This window comes from Longispora urticae, from assembly GCF_053902585.1.
On sequence record NZ_JAQZSH010000024.1, the window covers coordinates 18,539 to 43,400 of the forward strand.

The window sequence follows — 24,862 nt, forward strand, 5'->3', positions numbered from 1 at the left end:
CTCCTCCTCGACTGACCCGACGGTGTCCGTTCCCGTCCTCGTCACGCCTTTCTTAGTTCCCCGAGAGTGAGCACTTCTACCATGATTTCCGTCAGCGGCCTCGAGCTGCGCGCCGGCTCCCGCATCCTGCTGTCCGACACCACTCTGCGGGTCCAGCCCGGCGACCGGATCGGCCTCGTCGGCCGCAACGGCGCGGGCAAGACCACCACCCTGAAGGTCCTGGCCGGCGAGGGTCAGCCGTACACGGGCCAGATCGAGACCAAGGGTCCGATCGGGTATCTGCCGCAGGACCCCCGCACCGGCGACCCCGCCCAGCGGGCCAGTGACCGGGTGCTGTCCGCGCGCGGGCTCGACGTCATCATGGCCGAGATGAAGGCCGTCGAGGCCCAGTTGGCCACGGAGCACGGCGACAAGCTCGTCCGGAAGTACGGGGCGCTGGAGGACCGGTTCGCCGCCCTGGGCGGTTACGCGGCCGAGGCCGAGGCCGCCCGGATCTGCTCCAACCTGGGCCTGCCCGACCGGGTGCTCGCCCAGAACCTCGGCACCCTCTCCGGCGGTCAGCGCCGCCGGATCGAGCTGGCCCGGATCCTGTTCTCCGACGGCGCGGAGGGCGGCATCCTGCTGCTCGACGAGCCGACGAACCACCTCGACGCGGACTCGATCTCCTGGCTGCGCGGCTATCTCGCCGGCCACAAGAGCGGGCTCATCGTGATCAGTCACGATGGCTCGCTGCTGGAGGCCGTGGTCAACAAGGTGTGGTATCTGGACGCGAACCGCTCGGTGGTCGACCAGTACAGCCTGGGCTGGAAGGCCTATCTCACCCAGCGCGAGTCCGACGAGCGCCGCCGCAAGCGCGAGCGGGCCAACGCGGAGAAGAAGGCCGGCGCGCTGTTCGCCCAGGCGGACAAGATGCGGGCCAAGGCCACCAAGACCGTGGCCGCGCAGAACATGGCCAAGCGGGCCGAGAAGATGATCAGCGGGCTGGAGGAGGTCCGGGCCAGCGACCGGGTCGCGAAGGTCCGGTTCCCGGCCCCGGTGCCCTGCGGCAAGACCCCGCTGACGGCGTCCGGGCTGAGCAAGTCCTACGGCTCGCTGGAGATCTTCACGGACGTGGACGTGGCGGTCGACCGGGGTTCGCGGGTGGCCATCATCGGCCTGAACGGCGCCGGCAAGACGACGCTGCTGCGGATGCTCGGCGGCGTGGTCGAGTCCGACACGGGCGAGGTCGTCGCCGGCCACGGCCTGCGGATCGGCTACTACGCCCAGGAGCACGAGACGCTGGACGTGGACCGCACGGTTCTCGACCACATGCGCTCGGCGTCCTCGGCGGTCGGCCCGCACGGCACCGGCCAGACGGACACGGAGCTGCGCAAGATCCTCGGCGCGTTCCTGTTCACCGGCGACGACGTGGACAAGCCGGCCGGGGTGCTCTCCGGCGGCGAGAAGACCCGCCTCGCCCTGGCGGGCCTGGTCTGCTCCGGCGCGAACGTGCTGCTCCTCGACGAGCCGACGAACAACCTGGACCCGGCGAGCCGCGAGCAGGTGCTCGACGCGATCGCCAACTACCCGGGTGCGATCGTGCTGGTCACGCACGACCCGGGCGCGGTGCTGGCGCTGAAGCCGGACCGGGCGATCCTGCTGCCGGACGGCGTCGAGGACGCGTGGTCCGACGACCTGCTGGAGCTCATCGAGCTGGCCTAGCCGCCATGGGCCGACCGCTTCTCGCGGACATCGGAGCCAAGAACAAGAGCGCTTTCGTCGGGTACTCCGGCGAAGGCGCTCTTTCTCGCGGGTACCCGGATGAGGCGTTCCTGTTCGTGCCCCGGTGCCGCGAGCTTTTCTCACCAGGGGGTCGCGAGCGCAGCCTCGATCACAATCGCTGTGAGAGCCCCTGCGGTGACCAGGAGTAGCGGAGGGTGCACCGGTGCACCGGCCGGGCGTTCCGGGGCCGTGGCGGCCACCAGGAGCCACGGGAAGAACGGCAGCCACGCGTGCTCCACCCCGCCGCGCGCGAACCCGGCGAACACCGAGAACAGGATCGCCACGAGCGCGCCGATGAGGAACGGCCAGCCGGGGGTGTTGCGCAGCTTGCGGACGCTGGCCACCAGCGCGGGCCCGGCGGCGAGCAGGAGCACCACGAGGCTGATCCCGCTCCACCACAGCGCCGAGCGGTGCGGCTCGATCCGGGCGGCGAAGTCGGCCTGGGCGGTGACCAGCCCGTCGAACCAGTTGAACCCGGCCCAGGTGGCCAGGAGGACCGGGATGAGCGCGCCGAGCCCGCTGGCCAGGTGCAGCATCGGCCGGCGGCGGGCGAAGTACAGGCAGACGACGGACAGGCCCAGCCACGGCACGGAGTACGAGAACAGCGCCGCCACGCCCAGCACCAGCCCGGCGGCCAGGGTCAGCCCGGCCGCCCGCCACCCGGTGCGGATGTGTTTGCTGCCCCGCTCGCCGAGCATCACCCCGGTCGCGCCGAGCAGCGCCACGATCGCGTCGAGGCTGACGGCGGTCCACACCGCGTACGGGGCCAGGACCAGCACCGGCACGAACGCCCGCGCGGCGGCGTCCCCGCACGACCCGCGCACCGCGACCAGCACCACGGGCACGGTGAGCGTCCCCACGGCGGTGAGCAGCAGGCCGATCGACAGGTCGGGCAGGCCGGCCTCGCGCAGCCAGCCGAGCAGCAGCAGCGGGCCGGGCGGGTGCCCGACGCCGGTCGAGTCGTCGGTGAACGTCAGGGAACGGGTCAGGCCGCCCGCGCCGTCGACGAGGGCCAGCCCGACCGCCCAGGCGAATCCGGCGACGTAACCGAAGGCGAGCACGTGCCGCCACCGGAGTCCGTCGAGCAGTCCCCGGGCCGCGGCGACCAGGACGACCAGCGCGACCGCAGGTGCGAGAAGGCTCCCAGGACCGAGGTGGAAGCGGTAATGTCCCAGGAAGGGGGCACTGGCGGTGCCCAGATGCGCACCTCCGTGCACGGCCAGCCACGTGAGCGTGAGCCCGACGCCAGCGAGCGTCAACCAGGTCACCAGTTCACGCCGCTCGATCCGGCCCGGTTGTGTCGTCACGGAGCAAGAGGCTATCGGGTACCCGACACGAGCGCGCGTGTTGGTTGGCTTCCGGGGCATATCTGGCGCATGATCTTTGGAAACGATCTCATGGGTGGGATCGGCAACCGCTCACAGCGAGACGTGAGGGATAGATGATGGTAGCCACCGGCACCAGCACCACCACCGAGAAGGGGCGCCGGATCATCGGGGCCGAGCGTCAGACCCTGGCCAAGGACCTCGTCGAGCGGTACGCCGCCGGCGAGAGCATCCGGGCCCTGGCCGCCTCGACCGGTCGCTCGTACGGCTTCGTGCACCGGGTGCTCTCGGAGTCCGAGGTGCAACTACGACAGCGAGGCGGCGCGCGGCGTCGTAAGAAGGCGTGACCTGGCCGAACAGGGGGCGTCGGTGACGACACCGGCGCCTCACGCCTCTTCTTCATCGTCCCCGGCGGGGGTGCGGCTCGACGTCGACGGCCAGGTCGCGACGGTCACGCTGTGCCGCCCCGAGGTGCTCAACGCGCAGACCCCCGCACTCTGGGCGGCGCTGCGTGATTTCGGCCGCCAACTGTCCGGCGACATCAGGGTCGTCGTGGTTCGGGGCGAGGGCCGGTCGTTCTCGGCCGGGCTCGACGCGGCCGCGATGGCCGGTGGGGAACTGGCCGGCGGGCTGTCCCTCACCGAGATGGCCAAGCTCTCCGAGGACGAGTGCGCGGCCCTCATCGCGGGGTACCAGGAGGCGTTCAGCTGGCTCCGCCGCCCGGACCTCGTGACGGTGGCCGCCGTGCAGGGCCACGCCATCGGGGCCGGCTTCCAGCTGGCGCTCGCGTGCGACCTGCGGGTGCTGGCCGACGACGCGAAGTTCACGATGGCCGAGCCGACCCTGGGCCTGGTGCCCGACCTCGGCGGCACGCAACCCCTGGTCCAGCTCGTCGGGTACTCCAGGGCGCTGGAGATCTGCGCGACGGGCCGCCGGGTGGGCGCGCTGGAGGCCGAACGGATCGGCCTGGCCACCCTGGTCGTTCCCGGCGAGGAACTGGCCGAGGCCGTGGACGACCTGGTCGCCGCCCTCCTCGGTCCGAACCGCGACGCCGTGGTGGAGACGAAGGCGCTGCTGCTGGGCGCCGCGGACCGGTCCTACGCGGACCAGCTGGCCGCCGAGCGCTCCGCCCAGGTCCGCCGGCTGCGTGATCTGGCCGGCCTCGGGGAATAGGTAAGGGTCGACAACCGCTACCACTCCTGACAATATCTCCGACGGGCTCCGCGCTGCGGGTCCGTCTGTGAAGATGGCAGTGGGGTGGCTGAATGGCGATGGGCGGCGGCGGTTTCGGGGGCGGCGGCCTCGGCGGTGAGATGGTCCGCGCGATGCGTCGCGAGGACCAGCTCGGTGACCGCAAGTTGGCCAAGGGCAGCTGGCGGCGGATCGCGGCGTTCGCGGGGCCCTACCGGCAGGACATCACGCTGTTCCTGATCCTGGTCGTGCTGGACGCGGTGGTCGGTGTGGCCACCCCGGTCTTCGCCGGCCGGGTCGTGGACGCGATCACCAAGCCCGGCCCGGGGGCGCAGAAGGCCGTCATCACGATCGCCCTGATCATCGCGGGCCTGATGCTCGCCGACGCGTTCCTGTCGATCACACAGCGCTGGTTCTCGTCCCGGATCGGGGAGGGGATCATCCTCGACCTGCGCACCCAGGTGTACGACCACGTGCAGCGCATGCCCCTGCAGTTCTTCACCCGGACCCGGACCGGCGCGCTCGTCAGCCGGCTCAACAGCGACGTCACCGGCGCCCAGCGCGCGTTCACGTCCACACTGTCCGGAGTGGTCAGCAACGCGATCTCGCTGATCCTGACCGTGGCCGTCATGTTCACGATGTCCTGGCAGGTCACCCTGTTGTCCCTGGTCCTGGTGCCGGCGTTCATCCTGCCCGCGCGCCGGGTCGGCCGGAAACTGGCCGCGATGACCCGGGAGTCGTACCAGCTGAACGCGGACATGACGACCACCATGACCGAGCGGTTCGGGGTGTCCGGCGCGCTGCTGATCAAGCTGTTCGGCCGGCCGGAGACCGAGGCGAAGCGGTTCGAGGAGAACGCGCACCGGGTCCGCGACATCGGCGTGCTCACCGCGATGTACGGCCGGGCGTTCTTCACCGCGATGCTGCTCGTGTCGGGCCTGGCCCAGGCGCTGACGTACGGGCTGGGCGGGTCGCTGGCGGTGGCCGGGGCACTCAGCGCCGGTACCGTGGTGTCCCTCGCCCTGCTCCTCACCCGGCTGTACGGGCCGCTGACCGCGCTGTCCAACGTCCGGGTCGACGTGATGAGCGCCCTGGTCAGCTTCGAGCGGGTCTTCGAGATCATCGACCTGCCGCCGGGGATCCGGGAGAAGTCCCCGACCGTGCCGCTGCCGGCCGGGCCGGTGCGGGTGGAGTTCCGGGACGTGGAGTTCAAGTACCCGAGCGCGGCGGAGGTGTCGCTGGCCTCGCTGGAGGACGTGGCGGTGCTCGACCGGCGGGAGAACGACCTCGTGCTGCGGGGCGTGTCCTTCACCGTGGAGCCCGGCCAGCTCGTGGCGCTCGTCGGCTCCTCGGGCGCCGGCAAGTCCACGACCTCGATGCTGGTGCCCCGGATCTACGACGTGACCTCCGGCGCGGTACTCGTCAACGGGGTGGACGTGCGCGACACCTCGCTGGACGAGCTCCGCGACACCGTGGGCGTCGTGACCCAGGACTCGCACCTGTTCCACGAGACCATCGCGGAGAACCTGCGCTACGCCCGGCCGGACGCCACCGAGGCCGAGATGCTGGAGGCCCTGGAACGCGCCCAGGTCGGCGACCTGATCCGCACCCTGCCCGACGGGCTGGACACCCTGGTCGGCGAGCGGGGCTACCGGTTCTCGGGCGGCGAGAAGCAGCGGATCGCCATCGCGCGGCTGCTGCTGAAGGCGCCCGGGTTCGTGATCCTGGACGAGGCGACGGCGCACCTGGACTCCGAGTCGGAGGCGGCGGTGCAGCGCGCGCTGGGGGAGGCGCTGGTCGGGCGGACGGCGCTGGTCATCGCGCACCGGCTGTCGACGGTGCGGGACGCGGACCAGATCATCGTGCTGGACGGCGGCCGGATCGTGGAGCGGGGGACGCACGAGCAGCTGGTCGGCTCCGGGGGCCTGTACTCCGACCTGTACCGGACCCAGTTCGCGGTGCTGGACGTCGGCTGACCGCCCCGGATCCGGTCACCCGCCCCGGATCCGCGCGGGTCACAGCCCGTGCAGCGCCCCGCCGTCCACGGGCACCGTCACCCCGGTCAGGTAGCTCGCCGCCGGGGACAGCAGGAACGCCGCCACCTGTCCGAACTCGTGCGGCTCGCCCAGTCGGCGCAGCGGGATCGCGCCCCGGGCAACGGCCTCGGCGCGCTCCGGGTCCCCGGTCGCGGCCAGCAGCTCCTGGTTGCGTTCCGTCTTGATCCGGTGCGGCAGGAGGCTGAGCACCCGGATCCCGTGCGGCCCGTACTCCCGGGCCATGTCCTTGGCGACGCCCGCCAGCCCCGGCCGGAACCCGTTGGAGACGCCGAGCCCGTCGATCGGCTCGCGGACCGAGGACGACAGCACGAAGCCGATCACGCCGCCCGTGGTGAGCTGCTTGGCCGCCGCCCGGGCCATCCGGACCGAACCGAGGAACACGGTCTCGAACGCGTCCCGCCACGCGTCGTCCTCCGTGCCGGCGGCGGTGCCCCGGGCCGGGCCGCCGACCGAGATCAACACCCCGTCGAGCCGGCCGAACCGCTCCAACGCCGCGCCCAGCAACAGATCCGGGGTGCCCGGGTCGGCCAGGTCCGCCGCGACGCCCACCGCGTGCTCCGGGCCGAGGGTCGCGACGGCCTCCTCGAGTCGGCCGTGGCCGCGCGCGGACAGCACCACCCTGGCGCCGTCGGCCACGAGGGCCTGCGCCGTGGCGAATCCGAGGCCCCGGGAACCCCCGGTGATGACATAGACGCGGTGCCGCAGTCCGAGATCCATGCGCCGACCCTACCGGCGGACAGAGGGCAGGTGACGCACCGTACAGAATGCTGGTCTTAAAGCTTTCTAAAGAGGTTTGCGGACCGCGCCCTCGACGAGATCGAGCACCGGGCCGAGGTCGTCGGCGGGGCGGCCCATCGCGAGGTGCATGACCAGGCCGTCGTAGGCCAGTTCGAGAAAACGCTGCAGGGTCTCGACGGGTACGTCGTCGCGGAGCACCCCGGCCTCGCGCTGCCGGTCGAGCCGGTCGCGGGTCGCCTGCGCGATCGCACCGGACCGCTCGGCCCACTGCTCGCCGAACTCCGGGTCGGTGCGCAGCCGGCGGGTCACCTCGAGCTGGGTGCCGAGCCAGCCGACCACGTCGGGGTTGCCGACCAGGTCGCGCATCACCTGGACCAGCCCGTTCTGGGCGACGGTCACCGCCATCTCGGCCGCGTCGTCGGCGGCCACGGCGAGGAAGAGCGAGTCCTTGTCGCGGAAGTGGTGGAAGATCGCGCCCCGGGACAGCCCGGTCTCCTCCTCGAGGCGGCGCACCGTGGCGCCCTCGTAGCCGTACCGCGCGAAGCAGGCCCGCGCGCCGGCGAGGATCTCGTGGCGGCGGGCCGCGAGCTGATCCTGGCTGACTCTGGGCACAGAGTGATCGTGACATGCCGTAGTGCTTATTGCAATCCGTACGTACGGCTTGCAAGGTGGACCGATGAAGATCGTAGATCCGAGTGTACGGGTGGCACAGCTGGCCGACGAGCTACGGGCCATCGCGGCCACCTCGTTGTACTTCAGCGAGGATCCGCACGACCGCGCGCGCTTCGAACAGATCCGGATCGTCGCCGCGGAACTGACGGCCGTCGTCGACCGGCGCGACGCGGCCGAGATACGAGCGATATTCGAAGACGACCTCACTCCGCGTACTCCACTCGCGGGCGCCGACGCCGTCATCTTCGACGCGGCCGGCCGGTTGCTCATCACCGACCGGGCCGACGGCCGGGGCTGGTGCGTGCCCGGCGGGCTGGTCGAGGTGGGGGAGTCCGCGTCGGAGGCGGCGGTGCGCGAGGCGTACGAGGAGGTGGGGCTGACGGTCCGCGCCACCGAACTCCTCGCGGTGTACGACAACCGTAAGGTGTTACCGCCTGGGAGGGCCCACGTTTTTCACCATGTGCACCGGTGCGAGGTCGTCTCGGGGGAACCTGTCACGACGCACGAGGTGCGGGATTTCGGGTGGTTCCATGAGTCCGAAATCGACAAACTGACGTTCTTTTCACTCCATGCCACCCTTGTTCGGGACGCGTTTCACGCCGGTAAACAAACGCTCTTCCACTGACCGGCTCTGTTGCGCCGCGCGAAACTGGCGTAACGTCCCGCGCGTGCCGCTGCTACTCCTCGACCTGGACAACACGCTGGTCGACAGAACCGGCGCGTTCCGATTGTGGGCAAAGGAATTCCTGCCCGTGATCGGCGCGCCGGACGCCGACCTGGAGTGGCTCATGAAGCTGGACGGCGACGGGTTCACGCCGCGCGAGGAGGTCGCCTCGGCGATGCGCGCGCGGTACCTGCTGGACGCCGCCGTCTCCGACATCGTCGCCGAACTCCACATGGGCGTCGTCGAGCACACCCGCCTCGACCCGCTGATCGCCTGCGCCCTGCAGATCGCCGACCGGGCCGGCTGGATGCCCGTCATCGTCACCAACGGCACCCAGCGCCAGCAGGAGGCCAAGATGCGCCGGATCGGCCTGGACCGGTACGTGGCGGCCTGGGTCATCTCCGAGGAGGTCGGGGTCCGCAAACCCGACCCGCGCATCTTCGAGGCCGCCGCGAACCGGGCCCGGCACCGGCTCGACGGCGCGTGGATGATCGGCGACAACCCGGCGGCCGACATCGGCGGGGCCACCCGGGCCGGGATCCCGAGCGTGTGGATCAGCCACGGTCGGCACTGGGACGAGCCCCGGTTCGCGCCGACGGAGATCGCCGGGAACTGCCTCGCGGCCGTGTACAAGGTGCTGGCGGCCTGACGGAAGTGCCGATGCGCGCCGGGTGAGTGGCGCGGCGTAACCCTCTGATGCTCTTGATCTGAGCCTGGGTAAGCGGAAGGCCGACCCGACAGGACAAGCGCCCCGCGGATCGGCCTTCCGTGTGTGACTAGCTGGCCGCGCGCACCATGCCTCGCAGCACGTACTGCAGGATGCCGCCGTTGCGGTAGTAGTCCGCCTCGCCGGGGGTGTCGATCCGGACCACGGCGTCGAACTCCACGCCGTCGGCCTTCACGTGCACCGTCTCCGGGATGCCGCCGTCGTTGAGCGCCGTGACCCCGGTGATCTCGAAGGTCTCGGTGCCCGTCAGGCCCAGCGACTCGGCGTTCTGGCCCGCCGGGTACTGCAGCGGCAGGACGCCCATGCCGATCAGGTTCGACCGGTGGATCCGCTCGTAGGACTCGGCGATGACGGCCTTGACGCCCAGCAGCGCGGTGCCCTTGGCCGCCCAGTCCCGCGAGGAACCGGAGCCGTACTCCTTGCCGGACAGGATGACCAGGGGCACGCCGGCCGCCTGGTACGCCTGCGACGCGTCGTAGATGCTCTCCACGGCGCCGGACAGGAAGTTCGTGGTGAAGCCGCCCTCGGTGCCGGGCGCGATCTGGTTGCGCAGCCGGATGTTGGCGAACGTGCCCCGGATCATCACCTCGTGGTTGCCCCGCCGGGAACCGTACGAGTTGAAGTCGCGCCGCTCGACGCCGTGCTCCGCCAGGTACTTACCGGCGGGCGAGTCGGCCTTGATCGTGCTGGCCGGCGAGATGTGGTCGGTGGTGACCGAGTCGCCGAGCTTGGCGAGCACCCGCGCGCCGGCGAAGTCCACGACGGGCGTGGTCTCCATCGTCATGCCCTCGAAGTACGGGGGCTTGCGCACGTAGGTCGACTGCGGGTCCCACGCGAACGTGTTGCCGGTCGGGGTGGGCAGGCCCTGCCACTGAGCGTCGCCGGCGAACACGTCGGCGTAGCTGTCGGCGAACTGGGCCGGGTCGATCGCGGAGGCCACGACCTCGTTGATCTCGTGCGCGCTGGGCCAGATGTCCTTGAGGAACACCGGCTGGCCGTCCGAGCCCGTGCCGAGCGGCTCGGTGAGCAGGTCGATGTCCATCGTGCCGGCCAGGGCGTACGCGATGACCAGCGGCGGGGACGCCAGGTAGTTCATCTTCACGTCCGGGTTGATCCGGCCCTCGAAGTTGCGGTTGCCCGACAGCACGGACACGACGGTGAGGTCGTGCTCGTTCACGGCGGCGCTGGCCTCGGGGAGGATCGGGCCGGAGTTGCCGATGCAGGTGGTGCAGCCGTAGCCGACCAGGTTGAAGCCGAGCTTCTCCAGGTACGGCGTGAGGCCCGAGCGGTCGTAGTAGTCGGTGACGACCTTGGAACCGGGGGCCAGGGTGGTCTTCACCCACGGCTTGCGGGTCAGGCCCTTGTCCACCGCGTTGCGGGCCAGCAGCGCCGCGCCCAGCATGACCTGCGGGTTCGACGTGTTGGTGCACGAGGTGATGGCGGCGATCACGACGTGGCCGTGGTCCAGCTCGTAGCTGTTGCCGTCGGTGCCGGTGACCGTGACCTTCTTGGACACCCGCGGCTTCAGCGCGGTCGCGGAGGCGTGCGGCTGGCCGTTGCCGTTGTGCACGGCGGGGGAGTCCGACGCGGGGAACGACTCGGCGACGGCCTCGTCCAGGGCGGACTCGACGCCGTCGGTGCCCACGTAGTCCACGATCGCGGCGCGGAAGCCGGCCTTGGAGGACTTCAGCGGGACCCGGTCCTGCGGGCGCTTCGGGCCGGCGATCGAGGGCTCGATCGTGGACAGGTCGAGCTCCAGGCGCTCCGAGTAGTTCGGCTCGGCGGCGGCGTCGTGCCAGAGGCCCTGGGCCTTCGCGTACGCCTCGACCAGGTCGGTCTCGGCCTTCGAACGCCCGGTCAGCGTCAGGTACTTCACCGTCTCGGCGTCGAGCGGGAAGATCGCGACCGTGGAGCCGTACTCCGGGGACATGTTGCCGATCGTGGCCCGGTTGGCCAGCGGCACGGCGGAGACGCCCGGCCCGTAGAACTCGACGAACTTGCCGACGACGCCGTGCTTGCGCAGCATCTCGGTGATCGTGAGCACCAGGTCGGTGGCGGTGACGCCCTCGGGCAGCTCGCCGGACAGCTTGAAGCCGACGACCTTCGGGATCAGCATGCTGACCGGCTGGCCGAGCATGGCGGCCTCGGCCTCGATGCCGCCGACGCCCCAGCCGAGCACGCCCAGGCCGTTGACCATGGTGGTGTGCGAGTCGGTGCCGACGCAGGAGTCCGGGTACGCCACGCCGTCGCGGACCATGACCGTGCGGGCCAGGTGCTCGATGTTGACCTGGTGCACGATGCCGGTGCCCGGGGGCACGACCTTGAACTCGTTGAACGCGGTCTGGCCCCAGCGCAGGAACTGGTAGCGCTCCTTGTTCCGCTCGTACTCCAGCTCGACGTTGCGGGCGAAGGAGTCCGGCGCGCCGAACAGGTCGGCGATCACCGAGTGGTCGATGACCAGCTCGGCGGGCGCGAGCGGGTTGACCTTGGTCGGGTCGCCGCCCAGGTCCACGACGGCCTCGCGCATGGTGGCCAGGTCGACCACGCACGGCACGCCGGTGAAGTCCTGCATCAGCACCCGGCCCGGCGTGAACTGGATCTCCACGCTCGGCTCGGAGCTGGGGTCCCACTCGCCGAGGGCGCGGATGTGGTCGGCGGTGATGTTCGCGCCGTCCTCCGTGCGGAGCAGGTTCTCCAGCAGGATCTTCAGGCTGTAGGGCAGCCGCTCGTGACCGGGGACAGCGTCCAACCGGTAGATGTCGTAGGCCGCGTCACCGACCTCAAGTCGGCTCTTCGCACCGAAGGTGTCGAGGCTCGCCACGTCGTACTCCTCAGTCATGGGATCTTCGTGCAGTCTCCCGCACCGACTGCTCCGTGCGGGTCTTAGGGTCCTCTACGCTCACGCAAACCGTACGTCCGTCTTGCTAAATCCGCAACTCGACGCCAGACTGTGGGACATGACCCTGCATCACGTACAGCTTGCCTGCCCGGCCGGCAGCGAGGACACGCTTCGGGGGTACTACACGGGCGTCCTCGGCTTCGTCGAGCTCCCCAAGCCCCCCGCCCTGGCCGCGCGCGGCGGCGCGTGGTTCCGCTCGCCCGGCGGCGCCGACCTGCACCTCGGGGTGGAGGAGGACTTCCGCCCGGCCCGCAAGGCGCACCCGGCCCTGATCTGGCCGGACCTCGACGCCCTGGCCGAGAAGATCCTCTCCGCCGGGTACGAGGTGACGTGGGGCGAGAACGAGGTGCCCGGGATGCGCCGGTTCCACACGTTCGACGTGCTGGGGAACCGGTTGGAGTTCGTGGCGCCGGAATAGGCCCGCCCGGGTCAGGCGACGATCTCCAGTGCCGACTGGGTGCGCGCCGGCCCGCCGGCGTCCACGTCCGCGCGGGCCAGCCTCAGCCGCCGCACCACGTCGACCAGCTGCGCCTCCGGCAGCGTGTACGGCAGCCGGACGAACCGTTCCATCAGCCCGTCCAGCCCGAAGCGCGGCCCGGCCGCCACCCGGACCCCGCGGCCCTCGGCGGCGGCGGCCAGCGCCGTGCTCACCGGCGCGTCCAGCTCGACCCACATCGACATCCCGCCGGTCGGCACCGTGAACCGCCAGTCCGGGCACTCGGCGCGCAGCGCGGCGACCAGCGCGTCGCGCCGGGACAGCAGGGTGGCCCGCTGGGCCGGGATGATCTCCTCGGCGCGGGCGATCAGCCGGCCGGCGACGAGCTGCTCCAGCACGGGGGAGCCCATGTCCGCGCCGACCCGCAGGGCCGCCAGCCGCTGGATGACGGGGCCGGCCGCCCGGATCCAGCCGATCCGCAGCCCGCCCCAGTACGCCTTGCTCATGCCGCCGACCGTGATCACCCGGGAGTGCCGGTCGAACGCGGCCAGCGGCAACGGCATGTCCTCGCCGGTCAGGGACAGCTCGGCGAACGTCTCGTCCACCACCAGGTCCGCGCCGACCGGGTGCGCGGCGGCGGCCAGCCGCTCCCGGGTCGCCGCCGGCATCAGGTGCCCGGTCGGGTTGTGGAAGTCCGGCAGGAGGTACGCCACCCGGGGCCGGACCTGCCGGAGCGTCGCGATCAGCTCGTCGGCGTCCCAGCCCGTGCCCGGCAGGCCGTAGCCGGCGACCCGGGCGCGGTGCGCGGTGAGGGCGACGAGCGCGTTGGCGTAGGTAGGGACCTCGACCAGGGCCGGCTCGCCCGGGGACAGCAGGAGCCGCAACGTCAGGTCGAACGCCTGCTGCGCCCCCGTCGTGATCATGATCTGCTCGGGGGTCGTCGCCAGCCCCCGGGCCGCGTACCGCTCCGCGACCGCCGCCCGCAGCGGGGCCAGCCCGGTCGGCGTGTACCCGGAGCCGTTCGCGAACCGGGGCAGCTCCTCGGCGGCCTCGCGCGCGGCGTCGGCGAGCTGCGGCGGGGCGGGCAGCGCGGCACAGCCCAGGTCGAGCACGTCCTCGCCGGCCCCCGCGTCCGACCACAGGCCGCTGGTGCCGATCCGGTGCCCGTCGGGGACGGAGGTCCAGCTGCCCGCGCCCTGCCGGCTGGTGAGGAAGCCCGACTCGCGCAGCCGCCGGTACGCCGCCGTGACCGTGGTCCGGCTCGCGCCCAGCACCAGGGCCGCCTCGCGCTCGGCGGGCAGCCGGACGCCCGGCGGCACCCGGCCGTCGAGGACCAGGCGGTGCACGGCCCCGGCGAGGGCCAGGTAGTCGGCCTCCCGGCTGCGCCAGTCACCGAGCAGCCGGGCGAACTGGGTGGCGCTGAGCATGCGTTTCAAGGCCAGTACCCCGCAATTGGCTCTTTAATCGGGCTGGAATGGCCTTAAGAATGGCATGCATGAAGGACCTCGGCAAGCGCTTCGCCCAACTGCAGCTCGGCCTGGTGATCTACGGCGTCAGCATGGCCCTGATGATCCGCGCGCACCTCGGCACCATGCCGTGGGACGTGTTCCACCAGGGCGTGGCGGCGCAGACCCACCTGCCGTTCGGGTGGATCGTGGCCGGTACCGGGGCGCTGGTCCTGCTGCTCTGGATCCCGCTGCGGCAGAAGCCCGGGGTCGGCACCATCAGCAACGTGCTCGTGATCGGCTTCGTCGCCGAGCTCACCCTGCGGCTGCTCCCCGAACCGGGGCCGCTCCCCGTCCGGATCGGCCTGCTGCTGTCCGGGGTGGTGCTCAACGGGCTGGCCGGCGGGCTGTACATCGGCGCGCGGCTCGGCCCCGGCCCCCGCGACGGGCTGATGACCGGGCTGGCGGCGAAGACCGGGAAGTCGATCCGGCTGATCCGCACCCTGATCGAGATCGCCGTGGTGACCAGCGGCTGGCTGCTCGGCGGCACGCTCGGCGTCGGCACCCTGCTGTACGCGGTCGCGATCGGGCCGCTCGTGCAGTTCTTCCTGGCCCGCCTCACCGCGCCGACGGCCCGCCTGGCCGCGCCCCCGGCCCGGGAGGCCTGAAACCGCCGCCCCGGGCGGGGCGTGCCCACTCACGTTCCGCGCGGGGCGGCTCGCCGCCGTTCCCGAACGTTCCCGAACGCTCTCTCGACCGTTCCGGTGATCATTCGACGCGACGTGAACGTTTACATTGTCCACATGGGAGTGGCGGACAGCGTGGACGTTCGGGACCGGATCAGGGAACTGCTCGCGGCCGGGACCTGGGTGGTGAACCTGGTGGGGCCGGTCGGGATCGGCAAGTCCCGGCTGATGGCGGAGCTGGCCGGGCCGGGTGGCGTGGTGGGGTCCGGTTCCAGCGGGCCGTCCACGGCGGCCGGTGCGGACACCGCTACCGGGCCGGGCCGCGCCGCCCCGGGTGACCCGACCGACCCGTTCCCCGACGTCCGGTTCGTCGACGAGGTCAACGACGAGGCCGCCGTCGCCCGCCTCGTCCTGCCCGCCGGCCCGCTCGTCGTCGCCAGCCGCCGGCCCCTGCCCGCCCACCGGTCCTGGGACCCCGAGATCCCCGTCGCCGTCGTGCACGCCGAACCGTGGTCGGACGCCCGGATCGCCGAGCTGGTCGCCGCGTCCGGCGTCGACGACCCGGCCTCGACCCGCAACGTCGTCCGGCTGTCCGCCGGCATCCCGCTCCTCGCCCGCGAACTGTGCCGGGCCCTGCGCGCCGCCGCGATGGCCGACGCGCCCGGGGCCGTCGTGCACGCCGCCGTGGCCGGGGTGCTCCGCCGGCTCGCCGTCGAGAACGCCGGCACCGAGGAGGCGCTCCTGCTGCTCGCCACGGTCGGCCAGGCGGACGGCGACCTGCTGACCGTGCTCGGCGCGGGGCCGGAGTTCGCGGCGCTCGCCGAGTCCAGCGTCGTCGTCGCGGTGGCCACCGGGCTGGCGGTGGCGGAGCCGTACCGGACCGTCTTCGACCTCGCGCACGAGTGGCGCGCCCCGGTCGGGCACCGCACCGCCGCGACCCGGGCCGCCGCGCACCACGGCCGGCTGCTCGCCACCGAGCACGGCGACCGGGCCCGGGCCGACCGGGTCGCCCAGGCCCTGTTCCTCACCGTCCCCGACCCGGCCCGCCGGCTGTTCCGGCCCGTCACCGCGCCCGCGCACGTCCGGCCGGCCGGACCCGCCGACGCCGACGACGTCGCCCGGCTGGTGCGGCGCTGGGCGCGGTGGGGCTCGCTCGGCGCGCGGCGGACCGAGCGGCTGCTCGACGGGTGGATGCGGACCACCCCCGACGGGTTCCACCTGGTCTGCGACCGGGAGGGCCAGGCCGTGGGCCTCGCCAACGTGTTCCCGGTGACCGACCGGGCCATGGCGACCATGGAACCGCTGCTCCAGCAGCACACCGGGGTGCTCACCCCGGGCAAGGGCGCCTTCATCGGTCTCGCCACCTACGACGACCGGCAGCCGGCCGCCCGGGCCGCCCTGTTCCGGTTCCTGCTGTCCATGGGTATCCGGCACGGCGGGATGGTGATCTCGACCCCGTCGCGGGAGTACCAGCGGCTGGCCGCCGGGCTCGGGCTGCACGCGCACGGCGGTACCCGGGACGACGTTCTGGACTGTGGCCGGCCCAACCAGGTGTACTCGCACGACTTCGACACCGAGAGCCTGCCCCGCTGGCTGGACCGGCTGCGCGGCCCCGGACTGGCCCCGGTCGTGCCCGACGACGCCGGCTGGGTGCTCCGCCAGCTCCGCGAGGCGCTCGACCACGTGCACGAGCCGCTCGCCCTGGCCCGCAGCCCGCTGCTCGCCGTGGCCGGCGGGCCCGGCCCGCTCCGCGACCTGCTGGTCGGCGCGATCGGGGAGCTCCAGGCCGGTCCGGCGGCCGCCGACGTGGAGGCGGGGGAGATCCTCGCCCGGTACTACCTGGAGCGCCGCGGCGGCCACGAGCACATCGCGATGCGCCTGCACCTCAGCCGGGCCACGTACTACCGCCGGCTGCACCACGGCCTGGCCCGGCTCGCCCGTCCATTCGTCGTCCAGTCGCGCTGAGCACACTGCCCGCAGACCAGCGCGTTCCCGTACCCGCCCGAGGTTCCACTATGGACGCGGGACCGTCATGCTTGTCGATGGTCGCACCGGCGCCCGTCACCGAACCCAGAGGAGACAACCATGTCCCGACTGTCCAGATCCGTCAGCGCGGTAGCCCTCGTCGCGGGCGTCGCCGGGGCGATGCTGGTGGGGGCGGCCCCCGCCCAGGCCAGCACGCTGTCGGCCACCCAGTTCTGCGAGTCGATCCGGAACAGCATCCTCTGCGAGGCCACCGTCGCGGGGGGCACCGCGCCCTACACGATCAAGTGGTACTTCAACGGCTACTACTTCTCGCAGCACGACAACAAGCGGTTCGTGTCCTGGGGCTGTCAGCCGTACACCACGCCGCAGTCGAAGATCGTGGTCACCGACGCGGCCGGCGCGAGCGTCACGAAGATCACGAACCAGCGCTGCACCGGTGGGGCGCCGTAACCGGTCCGCGGCCCGACTCCGGGACGGGTCCTCGACGCTGTGACCGGTCCCGGCCCGGCCGGGTGACCGGCCTCAGCCCGACTGCCGGGTGAGCAGGAGCCGGGCGTCCTCCAGCAGGTCGCCCGGCGCCACCCCCAGCTCGCGGCGCAGGGCCACCCGGGCCCGGCGGTAGACGGCCACGCCCGCCGCGCGCTGGCCCAGGGCGTGCAGCACCCCGATCAGCCGGGCCTGGGCGCCCTCGTCGAGCGGCCGGTCCCGGGCGTCCCGCTCCACGAGGGCGAGAGCCTCTCCGGGGGTACCGGCGGCGACGGCGGCCGCCGCGTACCAGCCCAGGACGAGTTGGCGGTCCGCGTCCAGGCCCGCGACGGCCGGGCAGTGCGCGAGTTCGGCGAGCACCGGGGCCCGGCACAGGTCCAGGGCCCGCGCGCAGAGTTCCAGCACCCGGCCGGGATCCCGCGGTCCGGCGGCCCCGGCGTCGCGCGCCTCGCGGACCAGGTGCCGGAACAGCCACACGTCCACGTCGTGGTCGGCGAGCCCGAGGGCGTACGCGTCCGTGCCGGGCACGCTCGGCAGTACCGCGCTCGGCGTCCACCGCACCCGGTCAGGTTCCAGCGCCCGCCGCAGCCGCCGCACGTACGTGTGCACCACGTTGCGGGCGCACCGGGGCGGATCGGCCGGCCACAGGGTGTCCACCAGCTCGGCGACCCGGACCGGCCGGCCGCCGCCCAGCGCGATCAGGCCGAGGACGGCGCGCTGCCGGGCCGGGCCGAGCGGCACCTCCGCGGGGCCGTCCCAGGCGGCGACCCGACCGAACAGTTCGAGGCGTACGGCGGACACGGGACCTCCAGTGGCGAGGTGTACTCGCGCCACCGTACGGAGGTTCCGGGGCCGCCGTCGTCTCAGAACCGTCTTGGAACCGTCTCACGTCGCGGGGTGGGACCGGGCCCCGCCGGGGGTCAGCTGAGGAACTTGGCCAGGGTGGCCTGGAGCGCGGCCGGGTCGAGCTGCCCGTTCGGGCTGGACTCGTCGACGAGCGCCGGCACGACCTGGCTGAGCGTGTCGCTGACCTGCTCGGGGGTCGCGCCCGTCTCGGCGGCGATCTCGTTGACCGTGTCCGGGCCGAGGGCCTCGGTGAGCTTCTGGGCGTCCACGGGCTCGTTGGCGCCGGTGCCGATCCAGGACTGGAGCTGGCCGCCCAGGCCGGCCGCGTCGAGCTGGCCGACGAGCCCCTTGCCGCCGCTGCCGCCGAGTACCCCGCCGAGGATCTTGCCCAGGTCGATGCCGCCGCCACTGCCCCCGGAGCCGCCACCCAGCACGCTGCCGAGGATGCCGCCGAGGTCGATCCCGCCCGGCGCGGCCCCCGCCGGCGCCGCCCCGTTCGCCGCGCCGCCGAGCTTGCCGGCGAGCAGCTTGGTCACCAGCGCGAGGATGATCTGCTGGGTCATCGGGTTCTTCAGGATTTGCTGCAGGTCCATGGGTTGCTCCAGGTTCGAGTGAAATGCCGCCTACCGACCCTAGGCCGAACGGGTGGACGGGACATGCGAAACGCCCCGGGAGGGTGCTCCCGGGGCGTCGTGTCGCAGAGCCCGATCAGCCCGGCCGGGTGGCCGGGGCGGCCCGGCGGCGTGCGCCGGACGCGGTGCGGTCTAGCCCGGCAGTCGCGGGCCCGCCTCGCGCTGGGCGGCCATCCACGACTCCACCTCGGTGGCGGTCCGGGGCAGCCCGGCCGACAGGTTGATCGAGCCGTTCTCGGTGACCTGGATGTCGTCCTCGATCCGGACGCCGATCCCGCGCAGCTCGGCCGGGACCAGCTCGTCCTCCGCCTGGAAGTACAGCCCCGGCTCGACGGTCAGCACGTAGCCGGTGTCGAGTTTGCCGTCGGTGTACATCTCCTTGCTGGCGTGCGCGCAGTCGTGCACGTCGAGGCCCAGCATGTGGCCGAAGCCGTGCAGGGTCCACCGGCGGAAGTACTGCGCGTCCGCGCTGAGCGCCTCCTCGACGGAACCCGGCAGCACCCCGAGGTCGCCCAGGCCCTCGGCGAGCACCCGGTTGCAGGTGTCCCGGATCTCCTTGTACTCCACGCCCGGCTTGATGGCGTCGATCCCGGCCTGCTGCGACGCGTACACCACGTCGTAGACGGCGCGCTGGAGGTCCGTGAACCGGCCGGTCACCGGCAGGGTACGCGTGACGTCGGCGGTGTAGAGGTTGTTGTTCTCGACGCCCATGTCCATCAGCAGCAGGTCGCCCGGCTGCGTCCGGCCGTTGTTGCGGGTCCAGTGCAGGATCGTGGCGTGCGCGCCGTTGCCGACGATCGAGCCGTAGCCGACGTCGTTGCCGTCGTGCCGGGCCCGGAGCGCGAACACGCCGTCGAGCAGCCGCTCGGACACGGCCCGGTCGGCGGGCAGGATCCGGGTGACGTCCTCGAAGCCGCGCACCGTGGCGTCGATCGCGTCCTGGAGCTGCGCGATCTCCCAGGCGTCCTTGACGAGCCGCAGCTCGGAGAGCACCTTGGCCAGCTCCGCGTCGCGGGCGGCGTCGGTGACCAGCACCGCGCCGTCGACGGCGGCGTCGTAGCCGCGCAGCACCCGGGTCCGGCCCGGGGCCAGGTCGGCCAGCGCCTTCGGCAGGTCGGCCAGGTCGGCCGTCGGGAGGCCCAGCTCGGTGGTCTTCTCGGCCAGGGTCTGCCGGCGGCCCACCCACAGCTCGCCGTGCTGGGCGTTGCGGAAGAAGGCGTCGGTGTCCTTGGGCGAACGGGGCCGCACGTACAGCACCGCGTCGTGGCCCGTGGCGGTCGGGTGCAGGATCAGCACCGACTCGGGGTCGTGCTCGCCGGTGAGCCACATGAAGTCGCTGCCCGGGCGGAAGGGGTAGTCGGTGTCGTTGGCCCGGACCTGCTCGCGCCCGGTCGGGACGACCAGGTTCTCGCCGGGGAAGGCGGCCGACAGCTGGTCACGCCGGCGCGCGTGGTGCGCCGACTGGGGGAGGGCGAGCACGTTCAGAGGGGATTCCGCCCAGCCGGTCCGCATGAACTCCAGGAACTTCTCCGGGAACATCGGGTCGTGGCTGCGCTCACCCTCGGGGCGCTCTTCGGTCATCTGGGGGCTCCTCGCGGTAGTACGGCTAGAGCCAAGGTACCCCTTACGGGCCGGTAATGTTCCACTGCTTCATAACAGTTGTTCGGTACTTTGCGCCACAGTCGTGTTCGGCCCCGCGCCGGCCCCGCGCGACGTCACCGCAGCCGCGCGTCGACGATCATCATCAGGTCCTCGCGGACGTCCTCCAGGGCCCGGTCCGGCGAGTGCACGAGCCAGTCCAGCGCCACGGCCAGCACCACCCCGAACAGGGCGGACGCCCCGAACCGGACATCGACCCGCTTGTCGAACTCGCCCGCGTCCACCCCGCGCTGGATCACCTCGGCGATCGCGGTGACCGCCTCGTCCCGCAGCGCGTGCAGGGTGGGCGTCCACTCCCGGTTCGTCCGCCACATCTCCGCCATCAGGAGCTGGGCGAACTCCTGGTACCGCTGGATGTAGCGCAGCTGGGCCGTCGCCACCGCGTGCACCCCGTCCGGCCCCGACAGCCCCTCGGCGGCGGCCCGCAGCTCGGCGGTCAGCGCGCCGAGCCCGTACCGGAGCAGCTCGGTGAACAGCACCGGCTTGGAGGTGAAGTTGTAGTACACGGTGCCCTTGGCGACCCCGGCGGCCGCCGCGATGTCGTCCACGGTGGTCGCGGAGTAGCCCCGCTCGGCGATCAGCGTGACCGCCGCGTCGAACAGGCGTTGCCGGGTGGACTCGCGTCGGCCCATGGTCGCTCTCACATCACGAGGTCGGGGTGCAGTTTGCTCGGGGTGAGCCGCCGGGACCGGCGCAGCACCAGGGTCGTCAACCCCAGCGCCCCGACGGTGAAGGCGATCAGCACGAACACAGCCTGCCACACCGGGCCCGCCGCGCCGCCGTTGATGAGGTGCCGCAGACCCCGCACGACATAGGTCATCGGCAGGTACGGGTGCAGCGCGCGCAGGAACGCCGGCGACGTCTCGATCGGGTACGTGCCGCCCGACGACGTGAGCTGCACCATCAGCAGCATCAGGGCCAGCACCCGGCCGGCCGCGCCGAGCTTCGCGCCGATCAGCTGCAGGATCGCGGTGAACGCGCCCACGGTCAGCACCAGCAGCCCGGCCGCCGCCCAGGGCCGCACCAGGTCCAGCCCCAGCGCGAAGTGCAGCACCGCGAGCAGCACCGCGCCCTGCACCAGCCCGACGGCGAACCCGGGCAGCCAGCCCGCGAGGGCCACCCGCCAGGCGGGCGCGCCGGACGCGAGGTGCCGGGAGTTCACGGGCCGCAGCAGCATGTACGCGAGCATCGCGCCCACCCACAGGGCCAGGGCGATGAAGTACGGCGAGAAGCCGACCCCGTACGTGGCGGCGGCGTTCTTCGCGGAGCGCTGCAGGGCCACCGGGTCGCCCATGATGTCGGAGCGCTGGGCGCGCGCGTCGGCGTCGTACCCCGGAATTTTCCCTTCCGCGTCCGTCAGCCCGGTGGCGAGCTTCCCGGCCCCGTCGTGCAGGGTGACCAGGCCGCCGGCCAGCTCGGCCGCGCCGCCGGACAGGGTGCCGACCCCGGAGTCGAGCTGCCGGGCGCCCGTGGACAGCCGGTAGAGGCCGCCGGACAGTTCCTTCATGGCCCCCGTCGCGCTGGTCAGGCCGGTGTGGATCTGGTTGGCCCCGGTCGCGATCTGCTCGGACGCGGTGGCCAGCGCGTTGACGGACGCCCGGGCGCCGGCCACGTCGTCGGCGAGGTGCGGGGCGGCCTGCTGGAGCGCGCGCGCCCTGGTGGCCACGTCGCGCAGCTTCGTCTTCAGCGCGGCGAACGCCCCCGGGTCGGTGTTCAGCGCCGACTGCACGGCCTTCGCGGAGTCCACGGTCCTGTTGGCGGAGTCGAGCACGGCGACGTAGGTGGTGTCGGACTTCAGCTCCGGCTTCTCCTCGCCGAGCTTCACGACGTTGCGCTGGACCGCCTGCGCCTGGGTGGTCGAGTCCGTGACCAGGTTCGGCAGGGTGTCGAGCCTGTTGGCGATCAGCTCCGCCCCGTCGGCGACCGCGCCGGCCGCCGTGGCCAGGTCCCCGCCGTGCTCGCGGAGGAACGGCTCGACCGTGTCGGCCGCCCCGGACAGCTTCGTGGCCAGCGCCCGGTTGCCGGCCGCGAGCTTCGTCGTGCCGTCGGCGAGCTGCCCGGTACCCGCGTTCAGCGTGACCAGGCCGTCGGTGATCTTCTTCGCCCCCGCGTTCGCGCCGGCCAGGCCGGTCGCGAGCTGGCTGCTGCCGGTGTGCGCGGAGCCCAGCCCGCCGTCGAGCTTCGCCGCCCCGTCGCTGAGCCTGCCGGAACCGTCGTTGAGCCGCCCCGCGCCGTCGGCCGCGTCCCCGATGCCGGCCTTCAGCTCCGAGACACTCAACAACATCTTGTCCAGGTACTTCTTCGTCGTCTTCCCGCTCGCCCCCGCCCGGATCTCCGTGAACGCCGAACGCGCCAGCATCCCCGACAGGTAGTTCGTCGCGTCGTTGGTGACCACGGACAGCTCGCCCCGGCGCGGGGCCGCGGCGGAGTCGGCCGGCGAGTTCAGCGACGCGGAGAAGTCCTTCGGAATCGTGAACACCAGGTGGTACGTGCCGTCGTCGAGCCCCTTCGCCGCGTCCTTCGCGTCGGTGACCTTCCAGCCGAAGACCTGCCGGTCGATCAGGGTCTGCTGGAGGTCGGCCCCGGCGGTGACGTCCCCGGCCCGGACGTCGGAGTTCACGATCGCGACGGGAATCCGCTTGAGCTGCCCGTACGGGTCCCAGAAGGCCCACAGGTACAGCGCCCCGTACAGCAGCGGCACCAGCATCAGCACGACCATGGCGGCCCGGGTGAGCCGGGCGCGCATGAACCGGCGCAGCTCGAACCTCGCCAGCGTGAACATCACTTCTCCTTGGTGAGGGTGAGAACGTGGTCGGCCACGGCCGAGGGTTCGCGGCTGACGGCGACGACGGCGGTGCCCGCGTCGGCGACCTCGCGCAACATGCCCCAGAACGTGGCCTGCTCCTCGCCGGTCAGCGCGGTGTCCACGTCATCGGCGACGATGACCCGGGGCCGGCCGAGCAGCGCCAGCTCCAGGCAGAGCACGTGCCGCTGGAACGGGGACAGGTCCCGGGCCAGGGTGCGGTCGGTGTTCCGCTCACCCCGGCGGCCGAGGAGCACCCGGCGCTCGCGGAAGTGCTCGCCGACGGTCAGCGCGGGCTCGGGCTCGTGCACCCCCGGCACGTACCCCAGTGCGAGGTGTTTCCAGTGCTGTTTCGGCAGCGTCAGGGTGCCGTGGTTGGTGGTGAACCGCCCGGCCAACGCCAGCAGCAGCGAACTGCGCCCGCTCGCGGCGGGACCGGCGACGCAGATCAGCTCGCCGGGGTGCACGGACAGGGTCACGTCCCGGAACACCCAGCCGCGGCCGGTGCGCAGGCCGAGGTCGTGCGCGGAGACGACGGGCAGCGGGGCGCGCTCGACGATGGCCGCGGCCTCCTCGACGACCCCGGACTCGTCCACGTCCTGGGGGACCGCGGTCTCCTCGGTCTCGGGTTCCACACACGCTCCTTGAACTGACCGGTCAGTACAAAAACCAAGGTATGCGGGGGCGGAGGTTCCTGTCCAGCCGAGTGACGATAGTCATGCACTACCGCGACGTCACCTTTGTCCGCCGGACCGGCGAATGGGCGGAACGCGAAGGCCCGCCGTCCCCGGGGGAACGGCGGGCCTGCCCTGCGGACCGGTGGAACTACAGCTCGAAGCCCGTGGGGAACGGGTCGCGCGGGTCGAGGAGGTACTGCGCCATCCCCGTGATCCACGCCCGCCCCGTCACGGTCGGCACCACCGCCGGGTACCCCCCGACCGTGGTCTCCTCGACCAGCCGGCCGATGAACCGGGTCCCGATGTAGGACTCGTTGACGAAGTCGTCGCCGAGCGCCAGTTCCCCGCGGGCCCACAGCGACGCCATCCGCGCCGAGGTGCCCGTCCCGCACGGGGAGCGGTCGAACCAGCCCGGGTGGATCGCCATCGCGTGCCGGGAGTGCTTCGCGTCGGAGCCGGGCGCGGCCAGGTACACGTGGTGCACGCCCGCCATCGTCGGCAGCAGCGGGTGGGTCGGCGGCGGGACGGCCGCCATGATCGCCAGGCCGGCCTTCAACAGCTCCTCCTTGGCGGAGCGCTCGAAGGGCAGGCCCAGTTCGTCGAGCTGGACGATGGCGTAGAAGTTGCCGCCGTACGCCAGGTCGTAGCGGACCGTGCCGTAGCCGGGGACGTCGACCGTGGCGTCCAGGGCCACCGAGAACGCGGGCACGTTGGTGAACGTGACCGACTCCGCCCGGCCGTCGCGGACCGCCACCGAGGCGACGACCAGGCCGGCCGGCGTGTCCAGGCGGACCGTGGTGACCGGCTCGGTGACGGGCACCATGCCGGTCTCGACCAGGACCGTCGCCACGCCGATCGTGCCGTGCCCGCACATCGGCAGGCAGCCGGACACCTCGATGAACAGGACCCCGAAGTCGGCGTCCGGCCGGGTCGGGGGCTGCAGGATCGCGCCCGACATGGCCGCGTGGCCGCGCGGCTCGTTCATCAGGAACTGCCGGATGTGGTCGGAGTTCTCGATGAAATGGGTACGACGTTCCGCCATCGTCGCGCCCGGGATCACGCCCATCCCGCCGGTGATCACCCGGGTGGGCATGCCCTCGGTGTGCGAGTCGACGGCCGTCAGGTAGCGGGAGAAGTTCACGCGACGAACCCCAATCCGCTCAGCCCGCCCG

The 24,862-nt window shown here is 72.4% G+C and carries 22 protein-coding genes; 10 read left to right on the forward strand and 12 right to left on the reverse strand.

From position 1 onward, the window contains the following. Nucleotides 1-81: 81 nt before the first annotated feature. On the forward strand, nucleotides 82-1,701 hold the full coding sequence (locus PT931_RS14955; protein ID WP_456246349.1) for an ABC-F family ATP-binding cassette domain-containing protein: 1,620 nt from the start codon (nucleotides 82-84) through the stop codon (nucleotides 1,699-1,701). 140 nt (nucleotides 1,702-1,841) lie between these two features. Here PT931_RS14955 and PT931_RS14960 read toward each other — a convergent pair whose 3' ends face one another. Then, the gene (locus PT931_RS14960) at nucleotides 1,842-3,068 is read right to left on the reverse strand and encodes a hypothetical protein (protein ID WP_456246350.1); all 1,227 of its coding nucleotides are present in this window, start codon (nucleotides 3,066-3,068) and stop codon (nucleotides 1,842-1,844) included. A gap of 137 nt (nucleotides 3,069-3,205) precedes the next feature. Here PT931_RS14960 and PT931_RS14965 point away from each other — a divergent pair, with 137 nt between their 5' ends. The 3 genes from PT931_RS14965 (at nucleotide 3,206) to PT931_RS14975 (ending at nucleotide 6,253) form a co-directional block, all read left to right on the forward strand. Next, nucleotides 3,206-3,433: a helix-turn-helix domain-containing protein gene (locus PT931_RS14965; protein WP_363727012.1), complete on the forward strand. Its 228-nt coding sequence runs from the start codon at nucleotides 3,206-3,208 to the stop codon at nucleotides 3,431-3,433. Between the two features lie 22 nt (nucleotides 3,434-3,455). Next, nucleotides 3,456-4,259 (forward strand): enoyl-CoA hydratase/isomerase family protein, encoded by an 804-nt coding sequence (locus PT931_RS14970; RefSeq protein WP_456246351.1) that lies wholly within the window; start codon nucleotides 3,456-3,458, stop codon nucleotides 4,257-4,259. 92 nt (nucleotides 4,260-4,351) lie between these two features. Beyond that, nucleotides 4,352-6,253, forward strand: coding sequence for an ABC transporter ATP-binding protein (locus PT931_RS14975; protein WP_456246352.1), 1,902 nt, complete (start codon nucleotides 4,352-4,354; stop codon nucleotides 6,251-6,253). A gap of 39 nt (nucleotides 6,254-6,292) precedes the next feature. On the opposite strand, the gene PT931_RS14980 is transcribed toward PT931_RS14975, so the two are convergent. Both PT931_RS14980 and PT931_RS14985 read right to left on the reverse strand, forming a co-directional pair. Then, entirely contained in the window at nucleotides 6,293-7,051 is a 759-nt protein-coding gene (locus PT931_RS14980) for an SDR family oxidoreductase (protein ID WP_456246353.1), read from the reverse strand. 66 nt (nucleotides 7,052-7,117) lie between these two features. Beyond that, nucleotides 7,118-7,684, reverse strand: a complete 567-nt coding sequence (locus tag PT931_RS14985) for a TetR/AcrR family transcriptional regulator (RefSeq protein ID WP_456246354.1) — start codon at nucleotides 7,682-7,684, stop codon at nucleotides 7,118-7,120. 64 nt (nucleotides 7,685-7,748) lie between these two features. On the opposite strand from PT931_RS14985, the gene PT931_RS14990 reads away from it, so the two are divergent. Further along, nucleotides 7,749-8,369: an NUDIX hydrolase N-terminal domain-containing protein gene (locus tag PT931_RS14990; RefSeq protein WP_456246355.1), complete on the forward strand. Its 621-nt coding sequence runs from the start codon at nucleotides 7,749-7,751 to the stop codon at nucleotides 8,367-8,369. Between the two features lie 43 nt (nucleotides 8,370-8,412). Beyond that, nucleotides 8,413-9,057, forward strand: coding sequence for an HAD family hydrolase (locus PT931_RS14995; protein WP_456246356.1), 645 nt, complete (start codon nucleotides 8,413-8,415; stop codon nucleotides 9,055-9,057). Between the two features lie 127 nt (nucleotides 9,058-9,184). On the opposite strand, the gene acnA is transcribed toward PT931_RS14995, so the two are convergent. Beyond that, the gene (acnA, locus tag PT931_RS15000; RefSeq protein ID WP_456246357.1) at nucleotides 9,185-11,974 is read right to left on the reverse strand and encodes an aconitate hydratase AcnA; all 2,790 of its coding nucleotides are present in this window, start codon (nucleotides 11,972-11,974) and stop codon (nucleotides 9,185-9,187) included. 118 nt (nucleotides 11,975-12,092) lie between these two features. Here acnA and PT931_RS15005 point away from each other — a divergent pair, with 118 nt between their 5' ends. Then, complete coding sequence (locus tag PT931_RS15005) at nucleotides 12,093-12,452, forward strand: glyoxalase (protein WP_456246358.1); 360 nt, start codon at nucleotides 12,093-12,095, stop codon at nucleotides 12,450-12,452. Nucleotides 12,453-12,463: 11 nt separating this feature from the next. Here the strand turns inward: PT931_RS15005 and yczR are convergent, their stop codons facing one another. After that, a complete protein-coding gene (gene yczR, locus PT931_RS15010) occupies nucleotides 12,464-13,897 on the reverse strand; it encodes a MocR-like transcription factor YczR (protein WP_456246433.1) in 1,434 nt (477 codons plus the stop codon). Between the two features lie 68 nt (nucleotides 13,898-13,965). On the opposite strand from yczR, the gene yczE reads away from it, so the two are divergent. From yczE to PT931_RS15025, 3 genes are all read left to right on the forward strand, one after another. Next, nucleotides 13,966-14,583 carry a membrane protein YczE gene (gene yczE / locus PT931_RS15015; protein ID WP_456246359.1) on the forward strand — a complete coding sequence of 206 codons (618 nt, stop codon included), beginning with the start codon at nucleotides 13,966-13,968 and terminating at the stop codon, nucleotides 14,581-14,583. Nucleotides 14,584-14,718: 135 nt separating this feature from the next. Further along, nucleotides 14,719-16,566: a hypothetical protein gene (locus PT931_RS15020; RefSeq protein ID WP_456246360.1), complete on the forward strand. Its 1,848-nt coding sequence runs from the start codon at nucleotides 14,719-14,721 to the stop codon at nucleotides 16,564-16,566. A 120-nt stretch (nucleotides 16,567-16,686) separates the two neighbouring features. After that, nucleotides 16,687-17,037, forward strand: coding sequence for a hypothetical protein (locus PT931_RS15025; protein ID WP_456246361.1), 351 nt, complete (start codon nucleotides 16,687-16,689; stop codon nucleotides 17,035-17,037). Between the two features lie 72 nt (nucleotides 17,038-17,109). On the opposite strand, the gene PT931_RS15030 is transcribed toward PT931_RS15025, so the two are convergent. From PT931_RS15030 to PT931_RS15060, 7 genes are all read right to left on the reverse strand, one after another. Next, complete coding sequence (locus tag PT931_RS15030) at nucleotides 17,110-17,874, reverse strand: AfsR/SARP family transcriptional regulator (protein ID WP_456246362.1); 765 nt, start codon at nucleotides 17,872-17,874, stop codon at nucleotides 17,110-17,112. 119 nt (nucleotides 17,875-17,993) lie between these two features. After that, nucleotides 17,994-18,512: a YidB family protein gene (locus tag PT931_RS15035; protein ID WP_456246363.1), complete on the reverse strand. Its 519-nt coding sequence runs from the start codon at nucleotides 18,510-18,512 to the stop codon at nucleotides 17,994-17,996. Between the two features lie 171 nt (nucleotides 18,513-18,683). Beyond that, on the reverse strand, nucleotides 18,684-20,132 hold the full coding sequence (locus tag PT931_RS15040; RefSeq protein WP_456246364.1) for an aminopeptidase P family protein: 1,449 nt from the start codon (nucleotides 20,130-20,132) through the stop codon (nucleotides 18,684-18,686). 134 nt (nucleotides 20,133-20,266) lie between these two features. Beyond that, nucleotides 20,267-20,842 (reverse strand): TetR/AcrR family transcriptional regulator, encoded by a 576-nt coding sequence (locus PT931_RS15045; RefSeq protein ID WP_363726864.1) that lies wholly within the window; start codon nucleotides 20,840-20,842, stop codon nucleotides 20,267-20,269. 8 nt (nucleotides 20,843-20,850) lie between these two features. Beyond that, nucleotides 20,851-22,992: a YhgE/Pip family protein gene (locus tag PT931_RS15050; RefSeq protein ID WP_456246365.1), complete on the reverse strand. Its 2,142-nt coding sequence runs from the start codon at nucleotides 22,990-22,992 to the stop codon at nucleotides 20,851-20,853. Beyond that, nucleotides 22,992-23,648 carry an ABC transporter ATP-binding protein gene (locus PT931_RS15055; protein WP_456246366.1) on the reverse strand — a complete coding sequence of 219 codons (657 nt, stop codon included), beginning with the start codon at nucleotides 23,646-23,648 and terminating at the stop codon, nucleotides 22,992-22,994. Before PT931_RS15055 ends, PT931_RS15050 begins: the two co-directional genes overlap by 1 nt. A 190-nt stretch (nucleotides 23,649-23,838) precedes the next feature. Then, the gene (locus PT931_RS15060) at nucleotides 23,839-24,831 is read right to left on the reverse strand and encodes a proline racemase family protein (protein WP_456246367.1); all 993 of its coding nucleotides are present in this window, start codon (nucleotides 24,829-24,831) and stop codon (nucleotides 23,839-23,841) included. Nucleotides 24,832-24,862 lie beyond the last annotated feature (31 nt).